General features: G+C 61.0%; 11 protein-coding genes and 1 pseudogene. 8 read left to right on the top strand and 4 right to left on the bottom strand.

Features of this window, described 5'->3' with window-relative positions:
- Positions 1-274: 274 nt before the first annotated feature.
- Positions 275-985 (bottom strand): hypothetical protein, encoded by a 711-nt coding sequence (locus tag ABVV53_RS00070; protein WP_353982281.1) that lies wholly within the window; start codon positions 983-985, stop codon positions 275-277.
- Positions 986-2,088: 1,103 nt separating this feature from the next.
- Between ABVV53_RS00070 and ABVV53_RS00065 the strand changes: the two genes are divergently transcribed.
- From ABVV53_RS00065 to ABVV53_RS00055, 3 genes are all read left to right on the top strand, one after another.
- On the top strand, positions 2,089-4,641 hold the full coding sequence (locus tag ABVV53_RS00065; protein WP_353982280.1) for a sensor domain-containing protein: 2,553 nt from the start codon (positions 2,089-2,091) through the stop codon (positions 4,639-4,641).
- A 432-nt stretch (positions 4,642-5,073) separates the two neighbouring features.
- Positions 5,074-7,212, top strand: coding sequence for an ATP-binding protein (locus ABVV53_RS00060; RefSeq protein WP_353982279.1), 2,139 nt, complete (start codon positions 5,074-5,076; stop codon positions 7,210-7,212).
- Positions 7,213-7,422: 210 nt separating this feature from the next.
- Complete coding sequence (locus tag ABVV53_RS00055; RefSeq protein ID WP_353982278.1) at positions 7,423-8,571, top strand: AAA family ATPase; 1,149 nt, start codon at positions 7,423-7,425, stop codon at positions 8,569-8,571.
- A 169-nt stretch (positions 8,572-8,740) separates the two neighbouring features.
- On the opposite strand, the gene ABVV53_RS00050 is transcribed toward ABVV53_RS00055, so the two are convergent.
- On the bottom strand, positions 8,741-9,490 hold the full coding sequence (locus tag ABVV53_RS00050; RefSeq protein ID WP_353982277.1) for an SDR family oxidoreductase: 750 nt from the start codon (positions 9,488-9,490) through the stop codon (positions 8,741-8,743).
- 97 nt (positions 9,491-9,587) lie between these two features.
- On the opposite strand from ABVV53_RS00050, the gene ABVV53_RS00045 reads away from it, so the two are divergent.
- Entirely contained in the window at positions 9,588-10,493 is a 906-nt protein-coding gene (locus ABVV53_RS00045) for an AraC family transcriptional regulator (RefSeq protein WP_353982276.1), read from the top strand.
- A 139-nt stretch (positions 10,494-10,632) separates the two neighbouring features.
- Here ABVV53_RS00045 and ABVV53_RS00040 read toward each other — a convergent pair whose 3' ends face one another.
- Together ABVV53_RS00040 and ABVV53_RS17260 are read right to left on the bottom strand one after the other, a co-directional pair.
- Positions 10,633-11,853 carry a PepSY-associated TM helix domain-containing protein gene (locus tag ABVV53_RS00040; RefSeq protein ID WP_353982275.1) on the bottom strand — a complete coding sequence of 407 codons (1,221 nt, stop codon included), beginning with the start codon at positions 11,851-11,853 and terminating at the stop codon, positions 10,633-10,635.
- A gap of 2 nt (positions 11,854-11,855) precedes the next feature.
- Positions 11,856-13,994, bottom strand: a pseudogene (locus ABVV53_RS17260) (IS3 family transposase).
- A gap of 648 nt (positions 13,995-14,642) precedes the next feature.
- On the opposite strand from ABVV53_RS17260, the gene ABVV53_RS00020 reads away from it, so the two are divergent.
- From ABVV53_RS00020 to ABVV53_RS00005, 4 genes are all read left to right on the top strand, one after another.
- Positions 14,643-14,867, top strand: coding sequence for a helix-turn-helix transcriptional regulator (locus ABVV53_RS00020; protein ID WP_353982274.1), 225 nt, complete (start codon positions 14,643-14,645; stop codon positions 14,865-14,867).
- 354 nt (positions 14,868-15,221) lie between these two features.
- Complete coding sequence (locus tag ABVV53_RS00015; protein WP_353982273.1) at positions 15,222-15,815, top strand: tyrosine-type recombinase/integrase; 594 nt, start codon at positions 15,222-15,224, stop codon at positions 15,813-15,815.
- A gap of 56 nt (positions 15,816-15,871) precedes the next feature.
- Positions 15,872-16,300 carry a site-specific integrase gene (locus ABVV53_RS00010; protein ID WP_353982272.1) on the top strand — a complete coding sequence of 143 codons (429 nt, stop codon included), beginning with the start codon at positions 15,872-15,874 and terminating at the stop codon, positions 16,298-16,300.
- 6 nt (positions 16,301-16,306) lie between these two features.
- Positions 16,307-16,498, top strand: a complete 192-nt coding sequence (locus ABVV53_RS00005) for a hypothetical protein (RefSeq protein ID WP_353982271.1) — start codon at positions 16,307-16,309, stop codon at positions 16,496-16,498.
- Positions 16,499-16,590 lie beyond the last annotated feature (92 nt).

The raw sequence follows: 16,590 nt of genomic DNA, 5'->3' as shown, positions 1-16,590 counted from the left end.
TCCGGAGGCAGTCGACCAGTCCGAGACACTTAGTAATCGACGATTGAACGTCTGCTCATGCCAGAACTGATTATCGCCTGCCCTCTAGCAGTCCGTCGGCAGCGGCCTCCCATTCGGGGCACCCAAAGCTAGCGATCTCGATCTTTTAAGCACTCGTTTGCTCAAAAGCACCGATTGCGCAGCCTTACGCAAGGCCTCGTCTTCGGCCGTGCATCCTTGCTTCACGGCACTGGCGTATCGCCGATCGGCGTGAAGCGAGCCTCGCCCCTCAGTTCTAGGCCTTCGGTGGATCAGCGGAAGTCGATGTCGGATCCGGGCCCGGTTGCTGCTGCGCTCCTTTGAAGCGCTCCCTCTGCTCGTTCCGAAGCCGTCGCTCTTCTTGACGATCAGCCCCATTGAAAGTGTCGACTTTCAGGCGCTGAATGCCTGTAACTGACTTTAACGTGTCGGCGATGTCCTTGAGCATTCGGGCAACATCATCGATCCCATATATACGCCAGTTGCCATGGCCGGTGACGCTTTCAATCTTGAGAGTGTCGTCGAAAGTGAATTTGCGGCCATCTAGGCTCTCGAACGCAATGTGCGCCCGGAACACGGCGGCTTCGTCGCCTCGGAAGAGGTCCGGTCCCGAACCTAGATCAAAGCGCAAGACCTCATCTGGTCTTAGAAACTTGAGGTCTCGCAACAGCTTGGAGTTCTCAAGGTCAAACCGTAGCGGCCACTCTGTGATCCTCTCAATCGAGGCCGTAACACCGGCGGCAGCAGCCCCAGACAGGTTGGCGACGCAAAGCTGCACCATGTTCGTATGAACCTCGTGAACACGAAGGTAGGCAACGACTCGCGGCTCCCCGGCCATCAGGCGCGTCTTTTCAGCCTCCCGCAGTAAAGCGCGTGTCGTCCATGCGTACCAGCCGGTTACTATCAGCAAGGCGATCGTGGCAAGCGCTGTCACAGCACCGGCATTTGAGTTGAGGAATTGGATCATCGGGTTGCTATAGTGACCCGCGACAAGGGTCGGAACCCAGCTGTCGTAGTTTACAAACGGTATTTCTCGCGGCTGCTCCAAATAAAAGCCAGAGAGGTCGAGACGCAAATGGCCGCCTCGGCTATGCGACTTTTTAAAGAGCAGCCGGTCCTAAATAGGCCAGCTTTGTTCGCACCCCGTCGCAGGAGGGCCAAGCGACGAATGTCTGGTTCTGACGGAAGCTGCCGCTGGTCGGCACCGAATCGAACGGCGGCTCTGTCCCAAACTTAGGCATTCAGCGCTTTCAATCGATCTAACTGGCTATGACCGCTTCAGGCGAACACCACCATTGCTGCTCGCAGAGGGGAATGGCGGCTTAGTCCCAAGCCCCGTCATTTGGACGCTTGCTCTTGGAGATGAACGAACGGCGGGTTTCTGGTATCGCAATCAGGACGCTGAACGACGTGGATGTCGGCGCGAGCTGCCGGTCCGCTTTTGGATGATGCTCCGCTGCTGTGAATGGCTCAACGTGGGTGGAGAACGGACTGTCCGGAATCGGAGCGGGCACGAAGATAGCGGACCTCTCGCCGGCCTATTCCGATCGTCCGCTCGCACCAGGGAGCACCATATTAATTTTCAGAGCCTATCGGGAATAGGCTGTATCGGTCGGAAGCGGTACTTGGCTACACTCCGCTCCCATCATACGACAGGCGAGACGCCGTGATCGCTCCCAACCTCAAGACCCCGACAAGATCGGTCGTGATCTCGCGCGCGCACTCTAGGTTGGCTTCAGGGTGAGCGTGAAACCGAGTCGCGCCGTTAACCTCAAAGGGCGTGCTGTCGCGCCAGCTCGACCCGAATCCGGCCCAAATCAGCCACTCGCCCGCTACAACTAGGAGCCGTCAGACCGACGACGGTTGGTGCCTTTCGTTGCGGCCTTTTGCTTGCCCGGACACTGCTAGTCGCAACGGCTACCATTGTGACCGATACGTTCCGGCCAATTTACATCAAATGCTACATTCTTCAAAAGGCGGGGGCTAAAACGATATGGCGTCACGCTATGACATCCGGCGCTAAACAAAGAATATTAACCGGGGAAGCCTACGCTTTCTTTCTTGGGGCAAATGGACGTGTCGGAGTGGGGGATGGATCTGGGGAAGGGCAGCGATCCCTTTCTGCATCGGGTTGTTGCGCTGGAGCACCCGGATTTTCAGCTCGGCACTATTGAATTCTTGGCGAAAGCCCTCGCCGGGGCTGGGGTCGGCACCTGGCAGCACGACCTCGTCACCGGACTTATCAGCTGGGATGCTGTCACAAGTCAGATCTTCGGACGTGATCCTGTTCCCGGGTGTGGCGCGGGCTTTTCAATCCATGAAGATGACCGCGAGCGAGTGCGGCTGAGCCTTGTGCATTGCATTGACAACAACAAGCCGTTTGACGTCGAGTGTCGCGCCCTTCGTGCAGATGGCATCGTTCGATGGATACATGCGAAAGCAACTGCCATCGAGGCGGGTCACGGGCCAAAACGTTACCTCGCGGGTATCGTCACGGACATCAACGAGAGGAAGGTAGCGGAGGCGAGGCTTCGGGAAGCCGAGGAACGCTATAGGCTGATCGCTCGTGCTACCATGGACTTTGTCTACGAGTGGGACTTCAAGACCGATAACCTCAGCTGGAATGACGCTTTTGACCGATGCTTCGGCCATGCCCCGCATGAGCTTGAGAGCTTGAGATCTCTTTACGACAAGATCCATCCTGACGATGCCGAGATGGTGCTTGGCGAGATGCGGAGCCTGGCAGCAGGCGATCAGTCTCAGGCTGCGGTCGAGTACAGGCTCCGTAAGCCAGATGGGACTTACGCGAACGTTTATGCTTGCTCACACATGGTTCGCGACTCGTCAGGGCAACCTAGTCGGCTCGTCGGGTCTTTGCTGGACTTGAGCGCGCGAAAGCTCACGGATGTTGCCCTTCAGCAAAGCGAGGCGTTGAACCGGAGCATCGTGGAAGCTGTCACAGAGTGCGTCATGTTGATCGGTCTCGACGGAAAATTCGAGTTCATAAATGGTCCTGGAGCGCGGGCGGTTGGCCTAGTGGACCCTTCGGCTCTCTATGGATTTGACTGGATTTCCTTTTGGCCCCGAGAGGCGCGGGAGACCGTCTCTGCTGCGATGTCGAAGGCGCTTTCTGGCGGCACGGGCAGCTTTTCAGAAGCCACGCCGACTAGGCTCGGGGTGGTCAAGCTGTGGGACGTTGTGATTTCCGCTGTGCTGACGGACGGAACACTCACGAAGCTAGTCGCAATAGCTCGCGACGTTACGGGACGTAAGGAGGCACAAGAGGCCCTGGTCCGGGCCGCCACCCGCGACGCTCTGACAGGGCTGATGAACAGAGCGACCTTCCAGGAGGTCTTGTCAAGGCGGGTCACAGCGATCCGGGAAGGCGGCAGCCAGCTTGGCCTCATGTTGCTCGACCTCGACAACTTCAAGCAGGTCAACGACATCGAAGGGCATGATGTTGGGGATCACCTTCTCGCTACCGTCGCGAGACGTATGCGGGAGGTCGCGCCATCCAGTGCAAAGCTCGCCCGGCTCGGCGGAGACGAGTTCGCTGTTCTCATGCCGAGCATCACCTCGGCGGATGAACTAGATACGCTCGCATGCCGACTGTTAGAGAGCATTCGCGCTCCGCTGGACCATGAGGGACGCAGGCTTGATTGCAGCGCAACAATCGGCGCCGCTGTTTTCCCGCAACATGGCGCCACCCCGCAGGAGCTGCTGAAGAGCGCCGACATCGCGCTCTATGTTGCAAAAAACCAGGGTCGAGGAAGGGCGATGGTCTTCCAAGCTGAACATCGGGCCGAAATCAAGGCGCGGCAGTCGATGCTGAATTTGGCATGTGGCGCTATTCGCAACGAAAGGATTGTACCCTACTACCAGCCCAAGGTCGAACTTGAGACCCGCCGGGTCTATGGCTTCGAGGCTTTACTGCGATGGCGCGACAGCCATAGCGGTGTTCAGCTCCCCTCCACGATCGCAGCCGCCTTCGACGACCTTGATCTCGCTGCCAAGATCAGTGACCAAATGGTAGCGCAGGTGATCTTGGATATGCGCAATTGGCTGGACCAGGGGCTCGATTTTCACCACGTCGCCGTTAACGCGTCCGCAGCGGAGTTTCGCCGTAACAACTTCGCCGAAGGTGTGCTGGAATGCCTCGATCGCGCCGGCGTGCCGCCAAACCGGTTCCAGCTTGAGGTGACCGAAACGGTCTTCTTGGGGCGGGGCTCCGAGTATGTCGATCGCGCGCTCAAGCTTCTAAGTCAGGAAGGCGTCAGCATTGCCCTCGATGATTTCGGGACAGGCTATGCCTCCCTGCGTCACCTGAAAGACTTTCCAGTCGACGTGATCAAGATTGATCAGAGCTTCGTTCGAGACATGGAGACGGATCCCGACAATGCGGCGATCGTCGGCGCGGTTCTCAATCTGGGGCGCAGCCTTGACATCGAGGTCATTGCGGAGGGTGTAGAAACCCGGGAGCAAGAGCAACATCTCCGCGAGCTTGGCTGCCGGTATGGACAGGGCTTCCTGTATTCCAAAGCGGTCACAGCCGAGGTCGCCGCAGAGATAGTAAAGGGGAGAACGCTCGCGTTATCTCCTCGCCATCGCGTGCAGGATGAATGAACGGCGGCTTATGAGCATTGCCACCAGGCTCTGTGACCGGCTCTCATTGGCCGCTTGCTGACGAGTGGCTTCCGACGTGAACTGGTGGCAGGCTGTCCGGCAGCTTTAGGCCAGCAGTCCCGGGTAAGTGGTCGTTCTATCAGCTCACTTTACATCAGCGAAGCGTGGCGCACCGAGCAGCGATCGCTGCTCTGCTGGACTGAATCGACAGATCCACGATCCTCGCGAAAGCTTCTCGCCTTTCCAAACTGCTCGGGTGGGGGGGCGGTGAGAGGATGTCCGGAATCGTACGCTAAGCCTCGGCGGAGAGGAACGGCAATAGGTGGTGGAGGCTGTGTGGAAACGCGTTGGAAGGCGTTTTTTGATGACCCGTTAAACCTTGTCCTTCACAGGCGAGGAGCAGACGCCCGACTGCAGCAGAGGTAGACACAAATGGCTTCGGTCTCAGCGCTCTTGAATGATCCGGTTCGCCGTTACCAAGCGATCGTGAACAATACGACCATGGCCATTTTCGTCATGGATGAAAAACAGCAATGCGTCTTTGCAAATAGGGGCGCTGAGCGGCTCACCGGGTTCAGCCTCGCCGAACTGCAAGGCCGGCCGCTGCACGATGTGATCCACAACAAGTACCCGGACGGGCGGCACTACCCCTTGGAGGACTGCCCGATCGATCGAGCCTTCCCAGAACGGGCGCAGATGCAGGGTGAAGAAGTATTCGTCCACAAGGACGGCAGCTTCTATCCCGTGGCGTTTACGGCAAGTCCGATTGAGAACGATGACGGCATTCCGATCGGGACGATCATCGAAGCCAGGCCGATCTCCGCAGAACAGGAGCAACGTCGCACTCTCGAAACCCTGAACCAAACCGGGCAGGCGCTTGCAGCCGAAATCGAGCTGGAGCGGATCGTGCAAATGGTCACGGACGCGGGCGTCCAGCTTACCGGTGCACACTTTGGGGCGTTCTTTTACAACCGCGTCGGAGAGGATGGTGAGAAGTACGCTCTGTATACGCTCTCTGGCGCCGAGAGGTCACAATTCGAGCGCTTCGGCATGCCGCGAGCCACTGATGTCTTTGGCCCCACCTTCAAGGGCGAGGGAGTAATTCGGTCCGACGACATCCTCCTCCACAGTAGGTACGGCAAGAACGACCCACACAAGGGAATGCCTAACGGGCATTTGCCGGTTCGCAGCTATCTCGCAGTCCCGGTCCAGTTACGCTCTGGTGAAGTGATCGGGGGACTGTTCTTCGGGCACCCGGAACCGTGCCAATTTTCGAAACACCATGAGGAACTCATGGTAGGGATCGCAGCGCACGCGGCAATCGCCGTCGACAACGCTCGTCTTTATAGCGAGCTGAAGCAACTGAACGAAACTTTGGAGCAGCGGGTGCAGGAAGCCGTTGCAGAGCGAGCTCGTGTGGAGGAAGCTCTTCGCCAGGCGCAAAAGATGGAAGCAATCGGCCAACTGACTGGCGGCATTGCTCACGACTTTAACAACCTGCTTGCCGGGATCTCGGGTAGTTTGGAAATCATTGAGCGCAAGCTCTCCCAAGGCCGAACGCAGGGCATCGACAAGTTCATTGCGGGTGCGCAAACCTCAGCGCAACGCGCCGCGGCCTTGACGCAGCGCCTATTGGCCTTCTCGCGCCGTCAGACGCTTGACCCCAAGCCCACCGACGTGAACCGACTTGTGCTGGGAATGGAAGACTTGATCCGACGAACGATCGGACCCTCGGTTAGACTGGAGGTGGTCGGTGCGGCCGGCCTCTGGCCGGCGAAGGTCGATGCCGCCCAGCTTGAAAGTGCGTTGCTAAACCTGGCTATCAATGCCCGAGACGCCATGCCTGTGGGCGGATTGATCACGATTGAAACCGCTAACAAGTGGCTGGATGGGCGCGCCGGCCTCGAACGCGATCTACCCCCCGGTCAGTACATCTCGATCTGCGTGACCGACAGCGGAACCGGGATCCCGAAGGGTATAGTTGAGCGGATTTTCGACCCGTTCTTTACAACCAAGCCTATCGGTCAGGGGACTGGGCTTGGCCTCTCCATGATCCACGGATTCGTCCGGCAGTCGGGGGGGCAGGTCCGGGTCTACACCGAGGATGGTCACGGTACGACGATGTGCCTCTATTTACCCCGGTACACCGGGGCGTTGGACCAGGAGCCGGTGGAGGACGGCGGGCCGATACAGGAGACTGGCGCCGGAGAGACGGTGCTGGTCATCGATGACGAGCCCACGGTCCGCATGCTCATCGTCGAGGTGCTGGAAGAAGCTGGCTATCGAGCGCTTGAGGCAGAGGACGGACCGTCAGGCTTGAAGATCTTGGCGAGCGATGCACGGCTCGATCTGCTGATCACGGACGTTGGACTGCCTGGCGGCATGAACGGCCGTCAGGTGGCGGACGCCGCGAGGATCATGCGTCCGGATCTAAAGGTGCTTTTCGTCACGGGATATGCTGAGAATGCTGCCGTGGGCAACGGCCATCTTGAACCCGGAATGGAGGTGCTCACAAAACCGTTCGTGATGGCGGACCTTGCAGACAAGATCACTGTAATGATCGAGGAATGAAAAAGCGGGAAAGCGTGGATCCGAGGGAGGCCTTCGTCACGATCTTACCTACCAAGTGCGATTCCGATTTGCCCTGTCAATTTCGTTGGCGTCGCTTCTGAAGATGGGGTCCGGTGAGAGAATGTCCGGAATCGTACGCTAGGCACTCGGCGAACGGGAACGGCAATAAGGGGGTGGAAAGCGGCCCTTTGGCTGGGTAGCAACGGTCGCATGATTAACTGCCTCGCTGTCTCCGGGTATCGCTCCCTGCGCGAGGTGAGGCTCGCGCTAGGGCGGCTCAACGTCATTACGGGCGCAAATGGAAGCGGTAAGTCCAGCCTTTACCGAGCGCTGAGATTGCTCTCCGACGTGGCTCAGGGCCGCGCCATTGCTTCCCTGGCTGCTGAAGGTGGTTTGGTTTCGACACTCTGGGCAGGACCGCAAAAGTTCAGCCGAGAGATGCGTACCGGTGCACAACCCGTTCAAGGAACCGTGCGAAGTGGGCCTGTAAGCCTCAAGTTGGGCTTTTCTTCCGAGGATTTCGGCTACGCGATCGATCTTGGATTGCCCATTCCGTCGGGCACCCGGTTCGGGCATGATCCGGAGATCAAGGTAGAAGCCGTTTGGACAGGGACGGTCCTTGGACGGGCGAACGTGGTGGCGGATCGGCATGGCCAGCTCGTCCGCGTACGCAATAGCGAAACGGGTGCTTGGCGCGACAGCTTCCGTGACCTGCCCGCGTTTGACAGCATGATGACTCACTGCGCCGATGCCAGCGACGGCCTGGAGCTGTTGCTTCTGCGCGGACGAATGAGCGCCTGGCGCTTCTACGACGACCTGCGCACGGATCGAGGCGCCCCCTCACGGCAACCCCAGGTCGGGACGTTCACGCCCGTCCTCGCCAGCGACGGATCGGACATTGGCGCTGCCGTCCAGACGATCATCGAGATCGGCGACGCTGAGACGCTCAGAAATACTGTCGCCGATGCGTTCGATGGCGCGACGCTGTCCGTCGGCGACCGCTTCGAGGTCAGGATGCAGCAGCACGGCCTTCTTCGCCCGTTGGCTGCATCCGAACTTTCGGATGGCACGCTCCGTTACCTGCTGCTGGCTGCCGCCCTGCTCTCGCCGCGGCCGCCGGAGCTGATGATCCTGAACGAGCCGGAAGCCAGTCTCCATCCGAACCTTCTCGATCCGCTTGCGCGGCTGCTCATCAAGGCTTCGGAACGGTGCCAGATCGTGGTCGTGTCGCACGCCTCCAGGTTAGTCACCGCTCTTGAACGATACGCCGAAAGCACCCTGATCGAGCTTCGAAAAGAACTTGGCGAGACCGTTGTTTCCCAGGCCGATTGCCCAAGCTGGAAATGGCCATCGCGATGATCGGCAGCATCAACGCTTCGGGATCAGCAACGAACGCTGAGGGCGTCCGCTCCTGGGAAGCCGTCACGATAGCTGAACGGCGAAAACTGGGCGGCACCCGCCCAGCGGCTGTGCGGCTCCGGGGACACTGGTTTAACGCAGCATCCCCGGCAATCACATAGGCGTCGGCTCAGCATGCTTGCGCGAGCGCGACAGCATCCGCACCCACTGGAAAGTGCAATTGTCCGCTACCGTCATGCAGGGCGTTCCAGACGCCGACGGCGACGTCGCTCTCCTTCGTCGTCAGGGCCACGGTGCCGAACGCCTCCATGATCGGCTGCGCGAACGAAGCATAGTCCTCCGGGATAAGCTGATCGACCGGGATGATGGCATTGGCGGCAAACCGCGTGGTGGGCGCATAACCGGGTTCGACCAGCTTCGTGCGGATGCCGAAATGCGCAAGTTCCAGCGCCAGCGAGCCAGTGAAGCCCTCAATGGCCTGCTTGCTCGCGGTATAGGCTGCCGCCAGCGGGAAGGCGCCGAGCGTCACGCTGGAGGTGACGTTGACTATGGTACCCGCGTGACGTGCGCGCATCTGCGGGATGACCGCCTGGCACATCGCCATCACGCCGATCGTATTGGTCTCGAAGAGCTGGCGTACCAGCGCCATAGGAGTCGCCTCGAATGCGCCGACCGCGCCGACGCCGGCATTGTTTACCAGCACGTCGATCGGTCCCGCCTCCTCGATCAGCGCCGCGATGCTAGCGGCGTCGGTCACGTCGAGCGGCAATACGCGCAGGCGGCTCCGATCACCTTCGAACGCGGCAGTTTCGGGGCGGCGCATTGTCGCGATGACGTTCCAGCCCTGTTTCAGGAAGTGCTCGGCGATGGCCTTGCCATAGCCCGACGAGGTGCCGGTGATGAGGATCGTGTCGGTCATTGCCTGTCTCCATTGGTTGGTCGATGAGCGACAGATAGACAGGCAGGATGATACGATCTATAATTCATAGTCTGAATATTATTATGGATCGTATATTATGGACCCGTTGAGTGACGTGATCGCTCTGTTGCGGCCCGGCGCGGCGGTCTCGAAGCCGATCTCCGGCAAGGGAATGTGGGGCGTGCGCTATGCGGCCCATGATGCGCCGGGCTTCACAATCGTCCTTGCCGGTGAAGCCTGGCTGACCTTTGACGGAGAGGAACCGCTTCGTCTCGTCCAGGGCGATTTCCTGTTGCTGCCCGCTACGCCTGCCTTTTCGCTGAGCAGCGCACTTGACGTGCAGTGCGAGCCGGTCGAACCACGCGGCGAGGCGGTCCGCCATGGCGAGCAGGAGGGTGATCCTGATTTCGTGGCGCTGGGCGGCAGTTTCGCGTTCGAGCGAGTGAACGCGCCGCTGCTCCTCTCCCTATTGCCCGACCGCATTCATATCCCCACCTCGGCGGGTAAGGCCACGCGCTTCGGTCGACTGATCGACCTGCTTGCCGAAGAATGCGCCGACGACCATCCCGGCAGGGATTTGTTCCTGCAACGGATGCTGGAAGCGCTCCTTATAGAGGCCTTGCGGTGGCAAGGCGTTGGGACTGATGGAAGTGCGGTTGCAGGTTTGCTCAGCGGCATGCGAGACCCGGCGATCGCCCGGGCGCTTCGGGCTATCCATGCTGACGTGCGCGCTGGCTGGACCGTCGCCGGGCTCGCCGGCATCAGCGGCATGTCACGCTCGGCCTTTTCGGATCGGTTCGGCGCGCTAATCGGCTGCGCGCCGATCGAGTATCTCGCGCGCTGGCGGATGGCGCTGGCGAAGGAGGCGCTGGCGCGAGGATCCAAGTCGCTGGACCGGATCGCCGAGGAAATTGGCTATGAATCGGCCAGCGCCTTCAGCACCGCTTTCCGCAAACGGCTAGGCTGCCCGCCGGGCAGATTTGCGCGAGAGGCGGCCGCATAGACAGACACGCAATTGAAGCGCAGGCAAGCCCGCATGAATGAACGGCAGTTATAGAAACGACAGCCAATGCCGGTGAATGTCGGCTTTGTTGGCGACAGCTGCGCTAATCTACCAGTTGCAGGTCAGTATGGTTGATCGACTAACTGGCGCCTACGATTGCTCCCGGCGTAAGTGCTAGGGCGAGCAGGACGAGCGCGGTGCAGACGTAGGCCCAGGCGCCCATTCCCGTCCACGCGACCCTGAGGTTGCGCTCGACCGCCTGCCCTTCCTTGGCGAGGCGCAGGGTGTAGATTGTCGCGCCGGTTACGGCGAGGGCGGTCAAGAGGGCGCCGAAGACGAACCAGATGATCTTGGTCGCTATACCGCCCAAAGTGCCGAAGTGGAGGGGGTCCGCCATCTCGGAGATTCGCTGGTGTACACTGAGGTCGCGGCCGTCGAGGGACATGGCCACGCGGCCGGTGGACGGATCGATCGCCACGCCATTGGCGCGGTCGCGCACCAGCCACGCTTGGTCCTGGCCCAGGAAGATCAAGCCATTGTCCTGAGTGAAGCGGATCTCGCGGATCTGCAGCGTCGGCCGTTGGCGTTGCACCAATTCCACCATCCGATCGAGCGCAGGGCCGGTGGGGAGTGGCGCCGGTGTGGTGAGTTGCGGCAGCTTGGGCACCGGGGCGTGGCCGCCGAGCGTCTCGACCAGATACCAGATGCCCGTCACCGCGATCAGGGCCACGAACCACATGCTCCACAGGCCGCCGAGCCGATGGAGATCGCCTGTCAGCCTCCGCGCATCGCCTCCGCGTGGCCTTCGCAGGAAGCCGCGCCACCACTTTTTGTAGGTGACGATGCCGGTCACCAGCGAAGTCGCCAGCAGCAGGGCCAGCGAGCAGACGATGGGAATGCCGATCCTGGTGGGCAGCATGAGGTGGCGGTGCACCTGGCGCAGAAAGCGATGCACGTTGGCCCACCCGTGCGTGCCGGTGACCTGCGCCGTCCAGGGATCGATGTACACGCGCGAGGGGGCGCCTTTGCCGTGATCCATCCAGGCTTCGACCGCGAACCACGGGTCGATCGGCGCGTAGAGCGTCTGCAGCCGGGCGCTGGGATCGGTGCGGGCGGCCGCCTGCGCCAGCTTGCCCCACGAGGCTTGCGGGGCATCCTGGGGCGTGACCTGCATCGCCGGGGTCACCAACCAATCGATCTCATGCGCGAAGACGGCCAACGTACCGGTCAGCAGGATGAAGCTGAGGAAGATGGAGAGCTTCAGCCCCAGCCAGCTATGCACGATCCACCAGAGCGAGCGGCCCTTCTTCCGCTTCGCCGGACTGGCCGCCAGCTTCGATGCCTCGCTTGCCCGCACCATTGTCAGAAGCCGAAGCGCAGCTCCGCCAGGAAGGTCCGCGGCTCGCCGGGGAAGTGGCCGCTGCGATCGGAGAAGCCGGAGGCGGCGTAAACCTTGTCGAAGATGTTATCGACGCGCAGCAGCAGTTCGGCGAAGCCCAGCCCCTTGGTCAGTGACGCATCGAAGATGGTGTAGGGCTTTACCTGCTGGCCCGAGATGCTGATCCGACGCGAGACATGCTCACCGCCAAAGCCGATCGCGGTGCTGATCGCCGGAAACTGGTAGCGCGTCCAGAAGCCCAGCTTGTGCTTGGGGGCGTTGGCGAAGCGGTTGCCCACGGCGTTCGTCACTGCCTGCCCGGCCACGGTGTCGGTGATCTTGGTGTCGTTGTAGGCGTAGTTCGCCAGCAGCACCCAGTCGGGCGTAATGTCGGTGGCAAGGTCCAGCTCGACGCCCTTGCTTGTCACTTCCCCGATCGGGCGAAGCTGGTCCTGGCCATTCACCGGGGGCAGAGTCACGTCGGCCTGAAGGATGTTGCGGCGTACGATCCGGTAGACCGCAAGGTTCGCCTGCAGGCGGCCCGCGAACAGGTTCGACTTGATGCCCGCCTCGATCTGCTTGCCGGTGACGGGCGCGAAGGGTCCGCCCACGTCCGTGCTCTGGCTTGCGGCCTCCTGCGGCTCGAAACTGCCCGACCAGCTGAGATAGAGCGAGGCATCGGGGCGCGGCTTGAACACGGCGCCCGCACGATAGGTGACGTCGCTGTCGCTGTAGGAAGACTGCGCGTCGACGCGGCCGCCGGTGCCGGTGGTCACGCCATCGTCGAACTTGTCGTAGCGCACGCCGCCCACCAGCAGCAGCGCCTCGGTAAGGCTGACCTGATCCTGCAGATAGGCGCCCTTGCGCTTGGTGCGGGTGTCGGTGGTGGTGAACGGCAAGGCGGCGGCGCGCGTCACATCGCGGGCCGAGGTGAAGGCCTCGAGCTGCGCCTCCAGATCCCCCGGCAGATAGTAGTTTTCCAGCAGGATGCGGTTTTTCAGCGTCTGGTGCCAGCGCTCGATCTTGCCCTGGGTCTGGGGATGATAGGGCGCACCGCGGACGTGGGTCATCTTCCTGTCGTCGAGCCAGTCGGCGGGGTCGCCGGCAATGTAGCTCGACCCGTTGTCCGACAGCAGGCGCGGCTTGTGGAGGACGTGCGCCTGGTCGCAGCCTGAGGCCTCCAGCGCCATTTCCAGCGTTGCGGTGACGTCCTCCGCCTTCCTGGTCGTGCACAGCTTCCAGGCGATGATGTAGCGCGAGAAGTCGTCGAGGATGGTCGACAGGTACATCCAACCCCAACCGATGACCTTGAGGTACGTGAAGTCGGTTTGCCAAATCTCGTTCGGCCGGGTGGTCTTGTCGGTGAACTTGCTTGCGGCCTTCATCACGATGAAGGCGGGGCTGGTGATCAGATCGTGGGCTCTGAGCAGACGATAAACCGTGGCTGTCGACACGAAATAGCCGGTCGCGTCGGTGAAGCGCCCCGCCAGCTCGCGGGGCGAGAGCTCCGTCTCCTCCAAGGCGAGCGCCAGGATCTGCTGGCGGATGTCGTTGCGGGATCCGGTTCCAGACGCGGCTCGGCCGGGAAGGCCGGTCCTCCAGCGCCTCTCGCCCGCCGGTCTGATACCGATTGTACCAGCGATAGAAGGTGGGGCGCGACACGCCGATCTGCTCCAGCGTGCGCCGAACCGACAGGTGGGATTGCTCCACGAGCCGGATGATCTTGGCCTTTTCGGATGCGGGGTACGTCATTCCAGGTCTCCCCCATCCGCGATCATGCCTTTTTTCAGAAGGCGCAGCTCGAGCGCCTGCTCGGCAACGACCTCCTTCAGCACGCCGGCTTCCCGGCGCAGATCCTTCACCTCGTCGCTGGTAGCGGCACGCGCGGTATCGCCCGCCAGCCGCCGCTTGCCGGCCTCCAAGAACTCCTTCGACCAGCCATAATACATGGACTGAGCGATGCCCTCGCGGCGGCACAGCTCGGCGATGCTGTCCTCGCCACGCAAGCCGTCGAGCACGATCCGGATCTTGTCCTCGGCAGAATAGTGCTTCCGCGTTGCGCGACGGATGTCCTTCACCACCTTCTCGCCGGGCGTCTTCAAGCTTGAGGATTTTGGTCTCATCTTCGTTCCTTCGTCACTGCGACGAGACCAAAATCCTCCTCTATCTGAAACCCTCAGTCTGTCTCACGAGACCTGACGCCGGACACGCTAAGTCGAGCGGGGGTAGGGGGGGCGCTAAGCCGGCAGCTGAGGCCTCTCCCGCCTCGAATCTGGCTGCTGATGAGCAGAACGTGGAAGCGCCCGTGCAGAAGCCGAAGCGTCGCTCCAGGCCTGGCGGGTTCAAGAAGTCGGACGCCAAGGCAGATGCGGCTGCGCAGGGGACTAGCGCCGAGGGCACAGATTCTTCGCCACAGGCTCAAGAGCCTGCGGGTGCAGCGCCTGCTGCGGACGTCAGGACGCCTGCGAAGCGCAAGAGCCCTAGGCGTATGGCCCGTGGCGCCTAAGGGTCCGGCGGATGCTCAGCCGAACAGATCGAGCCTTCGATGCTCAAACTCAAACTTCCCCGCATACTGGACCGCGTGCCGGTGAAGCTGACGTCATGGCGATGCCTGACCTGCACCTCGTCCAGCGACTATGCCCGCATCTAGACCGACACCTACGGCCCCGAGGAACTGGTCGCCGAGTTGATCCCGGCCGTATTGTCCGCCTTCCTCGACAGTGATCGCGGCTTCGTCCCTGCCCGCGGGGCACTGCCCGCGAGAAGGCAAAATGACACCCTCGTCCGAGGACTGCGACCGGCTCCTGCGGATCGACAAGGTGAAACTCCTCGTCGTACTCGGAAAGACGATGATCTACCGCCTCATCCAGCAGCAGGAATTTCCCGCACCCAATGGCTCCTTGGCTGAGTCACAATCCGTTTTCGGCGGGCAAATCGCGACTGCAATGAAGATTGATAATCGACGAATCGCAGGTCGATGGGCAAAGGCGTCGTAATTTCGAGACTCGGCCTTTATGGGATTCCCGTGAGTTCGAATGCCAGAGCGGGAATCGAACGCTTCGTCTTACGCATTGAAAGATCTGCCGATTATACGGTGAGGTAGATCATGAGGCACGGATCAAATCTCCGTGCAGATGAACCATTGAAAATCAGAGACTTACCCGCATCAGTCGAATCCCACCCTCTCCGCCAGCTACCTTTCTCAGTAGATCCGATAACGTCTTTTAAGCCGCAGAAATGCGGTTGTTCTTGCGTATCCAGCGTCTCATTGTATCTCATATGTTCCTGTAAGTGCTTAGGCGAAAAGGGGGCATTGTGGGGGCATCAATTTGCACGATCGGGGGCACTCGATGCTAACCGATTTGCAGTGCAAGAGAGCGAAAGCGGGCGAGAAGGATTACAAGCTCGCCGATGCGCGCGGCCTCTACCTGTTCGTGACCAAGTCTGGCTTTCGCTCCTTGCGCTGGAAATTTCGCTTTGCGGGCAAGGGAAAGCGGCTGGTTCTGGGCAGCTATCCGGAGATGAGCCTTGGCTCGGCCCGCGAAGCGCGGGAGAACGCGGCGCGGCTGCTCAAGAGCGGCGTGGATCCCAGCTTGCAGGCGAAGCAGCTGGCTTCCATTGGGCTGGAGGAAGCGGCGGCGACTTTCGAGGCTGTGGCGCGGGAGTGGCACGGTCAACAAGTGAGCGGCTGGGGGCCACGCCATGCTGCCAATGTGCTCAAAAGCCTGGAGCAGGACGTGTTCCCCAAGATTGGAGCTCTGCCGATCAAGGGGATCACATCTCCCATGGTTCTGGAGGTGGTGCGTGCGATCGAGGATCGTCCCTCGATCGAAACGGCGCGGCGTGTGCGCCAGCGGATCTCCGCGGTCTACTCTTATGCGATCGCCTCGGTCTTGCCGTTGCCGATCCGGCAGCACCGATCCGGGCGGCCCTCAAGCCGCTGATCAAGGGACGGCAACCAGCCCTCGCGACGCTCGAGGAGGCACGCGCGCTGCTGCGAATGGTCGAAGCTGCTCCTGCGCATCCCATAACCAAGCTCGCTTCGCGCATGCTGGCGCTCACGGCGTTACGGCAAGGCGTGCTGCGAACGACAATGTGGTTAGAGCTGGAAGCAATAGATCGGGAGGAGCCAATCTGGCGTATTCCTGCCGCACGTATGAAGCTCAAGCTCGACGGCAAGCTCGACGGCAAGCTCGACTGCAAGCTCGACTGCAAGCTCGACGCTCGATTCGACTTCATGCTGCCGTTATCCAGCCAGGCGCTAGAGGTGCTGGATGCCGCTCGTGCCTTTGCACCTTACAGCCGCCTTGTGTTCCCTAGCCAGCGGCATGCCCACAAGCCGATCAGCGAGAATGCTGTCGGCTACCTCTACAATCGCCTTGTCACTCATGGGCGGCATGTGCCGCATGGCTGGCGCTCGACCTTCTAGACGATCATGAACGAACGCGCCCAGTCACAAGGACTTGCCGGCGATCGGGCGATCATCGATCTGATGCTGGCGCACATCCCAGATGGTGTGGAGGCGAGCTACAACAGGGCTGCTTATCTGCCTCGCCGGCGCGAGATCGCGCAGGAGTGGGCAGACATGCTGCTCAAGGACATGCCGCCGGCTATGGCGCTGCTGTGACGTCCTCCCTATTTTTTTCATCCACTTTGAGTGAGATTTTCCGGCGCTTTAGAGCCATCAGGCAAGGAGCTGGGAAATGAAGAAGTCGAGGT

Source organism: Novosphingobium kalidii (assembly GCF_040534015.1).
In the GTDB taxonomy this organism is placed as follows: domain Bacteria; phylum Pseudomonadota; class Alphaproteobacteria; order Sphingomonadales; family Sphingomonadaceae; genus Novosphingobium; species Novosphingobium kalidii.
The sequence above is the reverse complement of the archived record's forward strand: the minus strand, read 5'-3'. Positions and strand labels throughout refer to the sequence as shown.

What these genes read in the sequence shown, in the direction of transcription:
- ABVV53_RS00070 (WP_353982281.1), bottom strand. Translation starts at nt 985, where the DNA reads ATGATCCAATTCCTCAACTCAAATGCCGGTGCTGTGACAGCGCTTGCC.
- ABVV53_RS00065 (WP_353982280.1), top strand. Translation starts at nt 2,089, where the DNA reads ATGGACGTGTCGGAGTGGGGGATGGATCTGGGGAAGGGCAGCGATCCC.
- ABVV53_RS00060 (WP_353982279.1), top strand. Translation starts at nt 5,074, where the DNA reads ATGGCTTCGGTCTCAGCGCTCTTGAATGATCCGGTTCGCCGTTACCAA.
- ABVV53_RS00055 (WP_353982278.1), top strand. Translation starts at nt 7,423, where the DNA reads ATGATTAACTGCCTCGCTGTCTCCGGGTATCGCTCCCTGCGCGAGGTG.
- ABVV53_RS00050 (WP_353982277.1), bottom strand. Translation starts at nt 9,490, where the DNA reads ATGACCGACACGATCCTCATCACCGGCACCTCGTCGGGCTATGGCAAG.
- ABVV53_RS00045 (WP_353982276.1), top strand. Translation starts at nt 9,588, where the DNA reads ATGGACCCGTTGAGTGACGTGATCGCTCTGTTGCGGCCCGGCGCGGCG.
- ABVV53_RS00040 (WP_353982275.1), bottom strand. Translation starts at nt 11,853, where the DNA reads ATGGTGCGGGCAAGCGAGGCATCGAAGCTGGCGGCCAGTCCGGCGAAG.
- ABVV53_RS00020 (WP_353982274.1), top strand. Translation starts at nt 14,643, where the DNA reads ATGACACCCTCGTCCGAGGACTGCGACCGGCTCCTGCGGATCGACAAG.
- ABVV53_RS00015 (WP_353982273.1), top strand. Translation starts at nt 15,222, where the DNA reads ATGCTAACCGATTTGCAGTGCAAGAGAGCGAAAGCGGGCGAGAAGGAT.
- ABVV53_RS00010 (WP_353982272.1), top strand. Translation starts at nt 15,872, where the DNA reads ATGGTCGAAGCTGCTCCTGCGCATCCCATAACCAAGCTCGCTTCGCGC.
- ABVV53_RS00005 (WP_353982271.1), top strand. Translation starts at nt 16,307, where the DNA reads ATGAACGAACGCGCCCAGTCACAAGGACTTGCCGGCGATCGGGCGATC.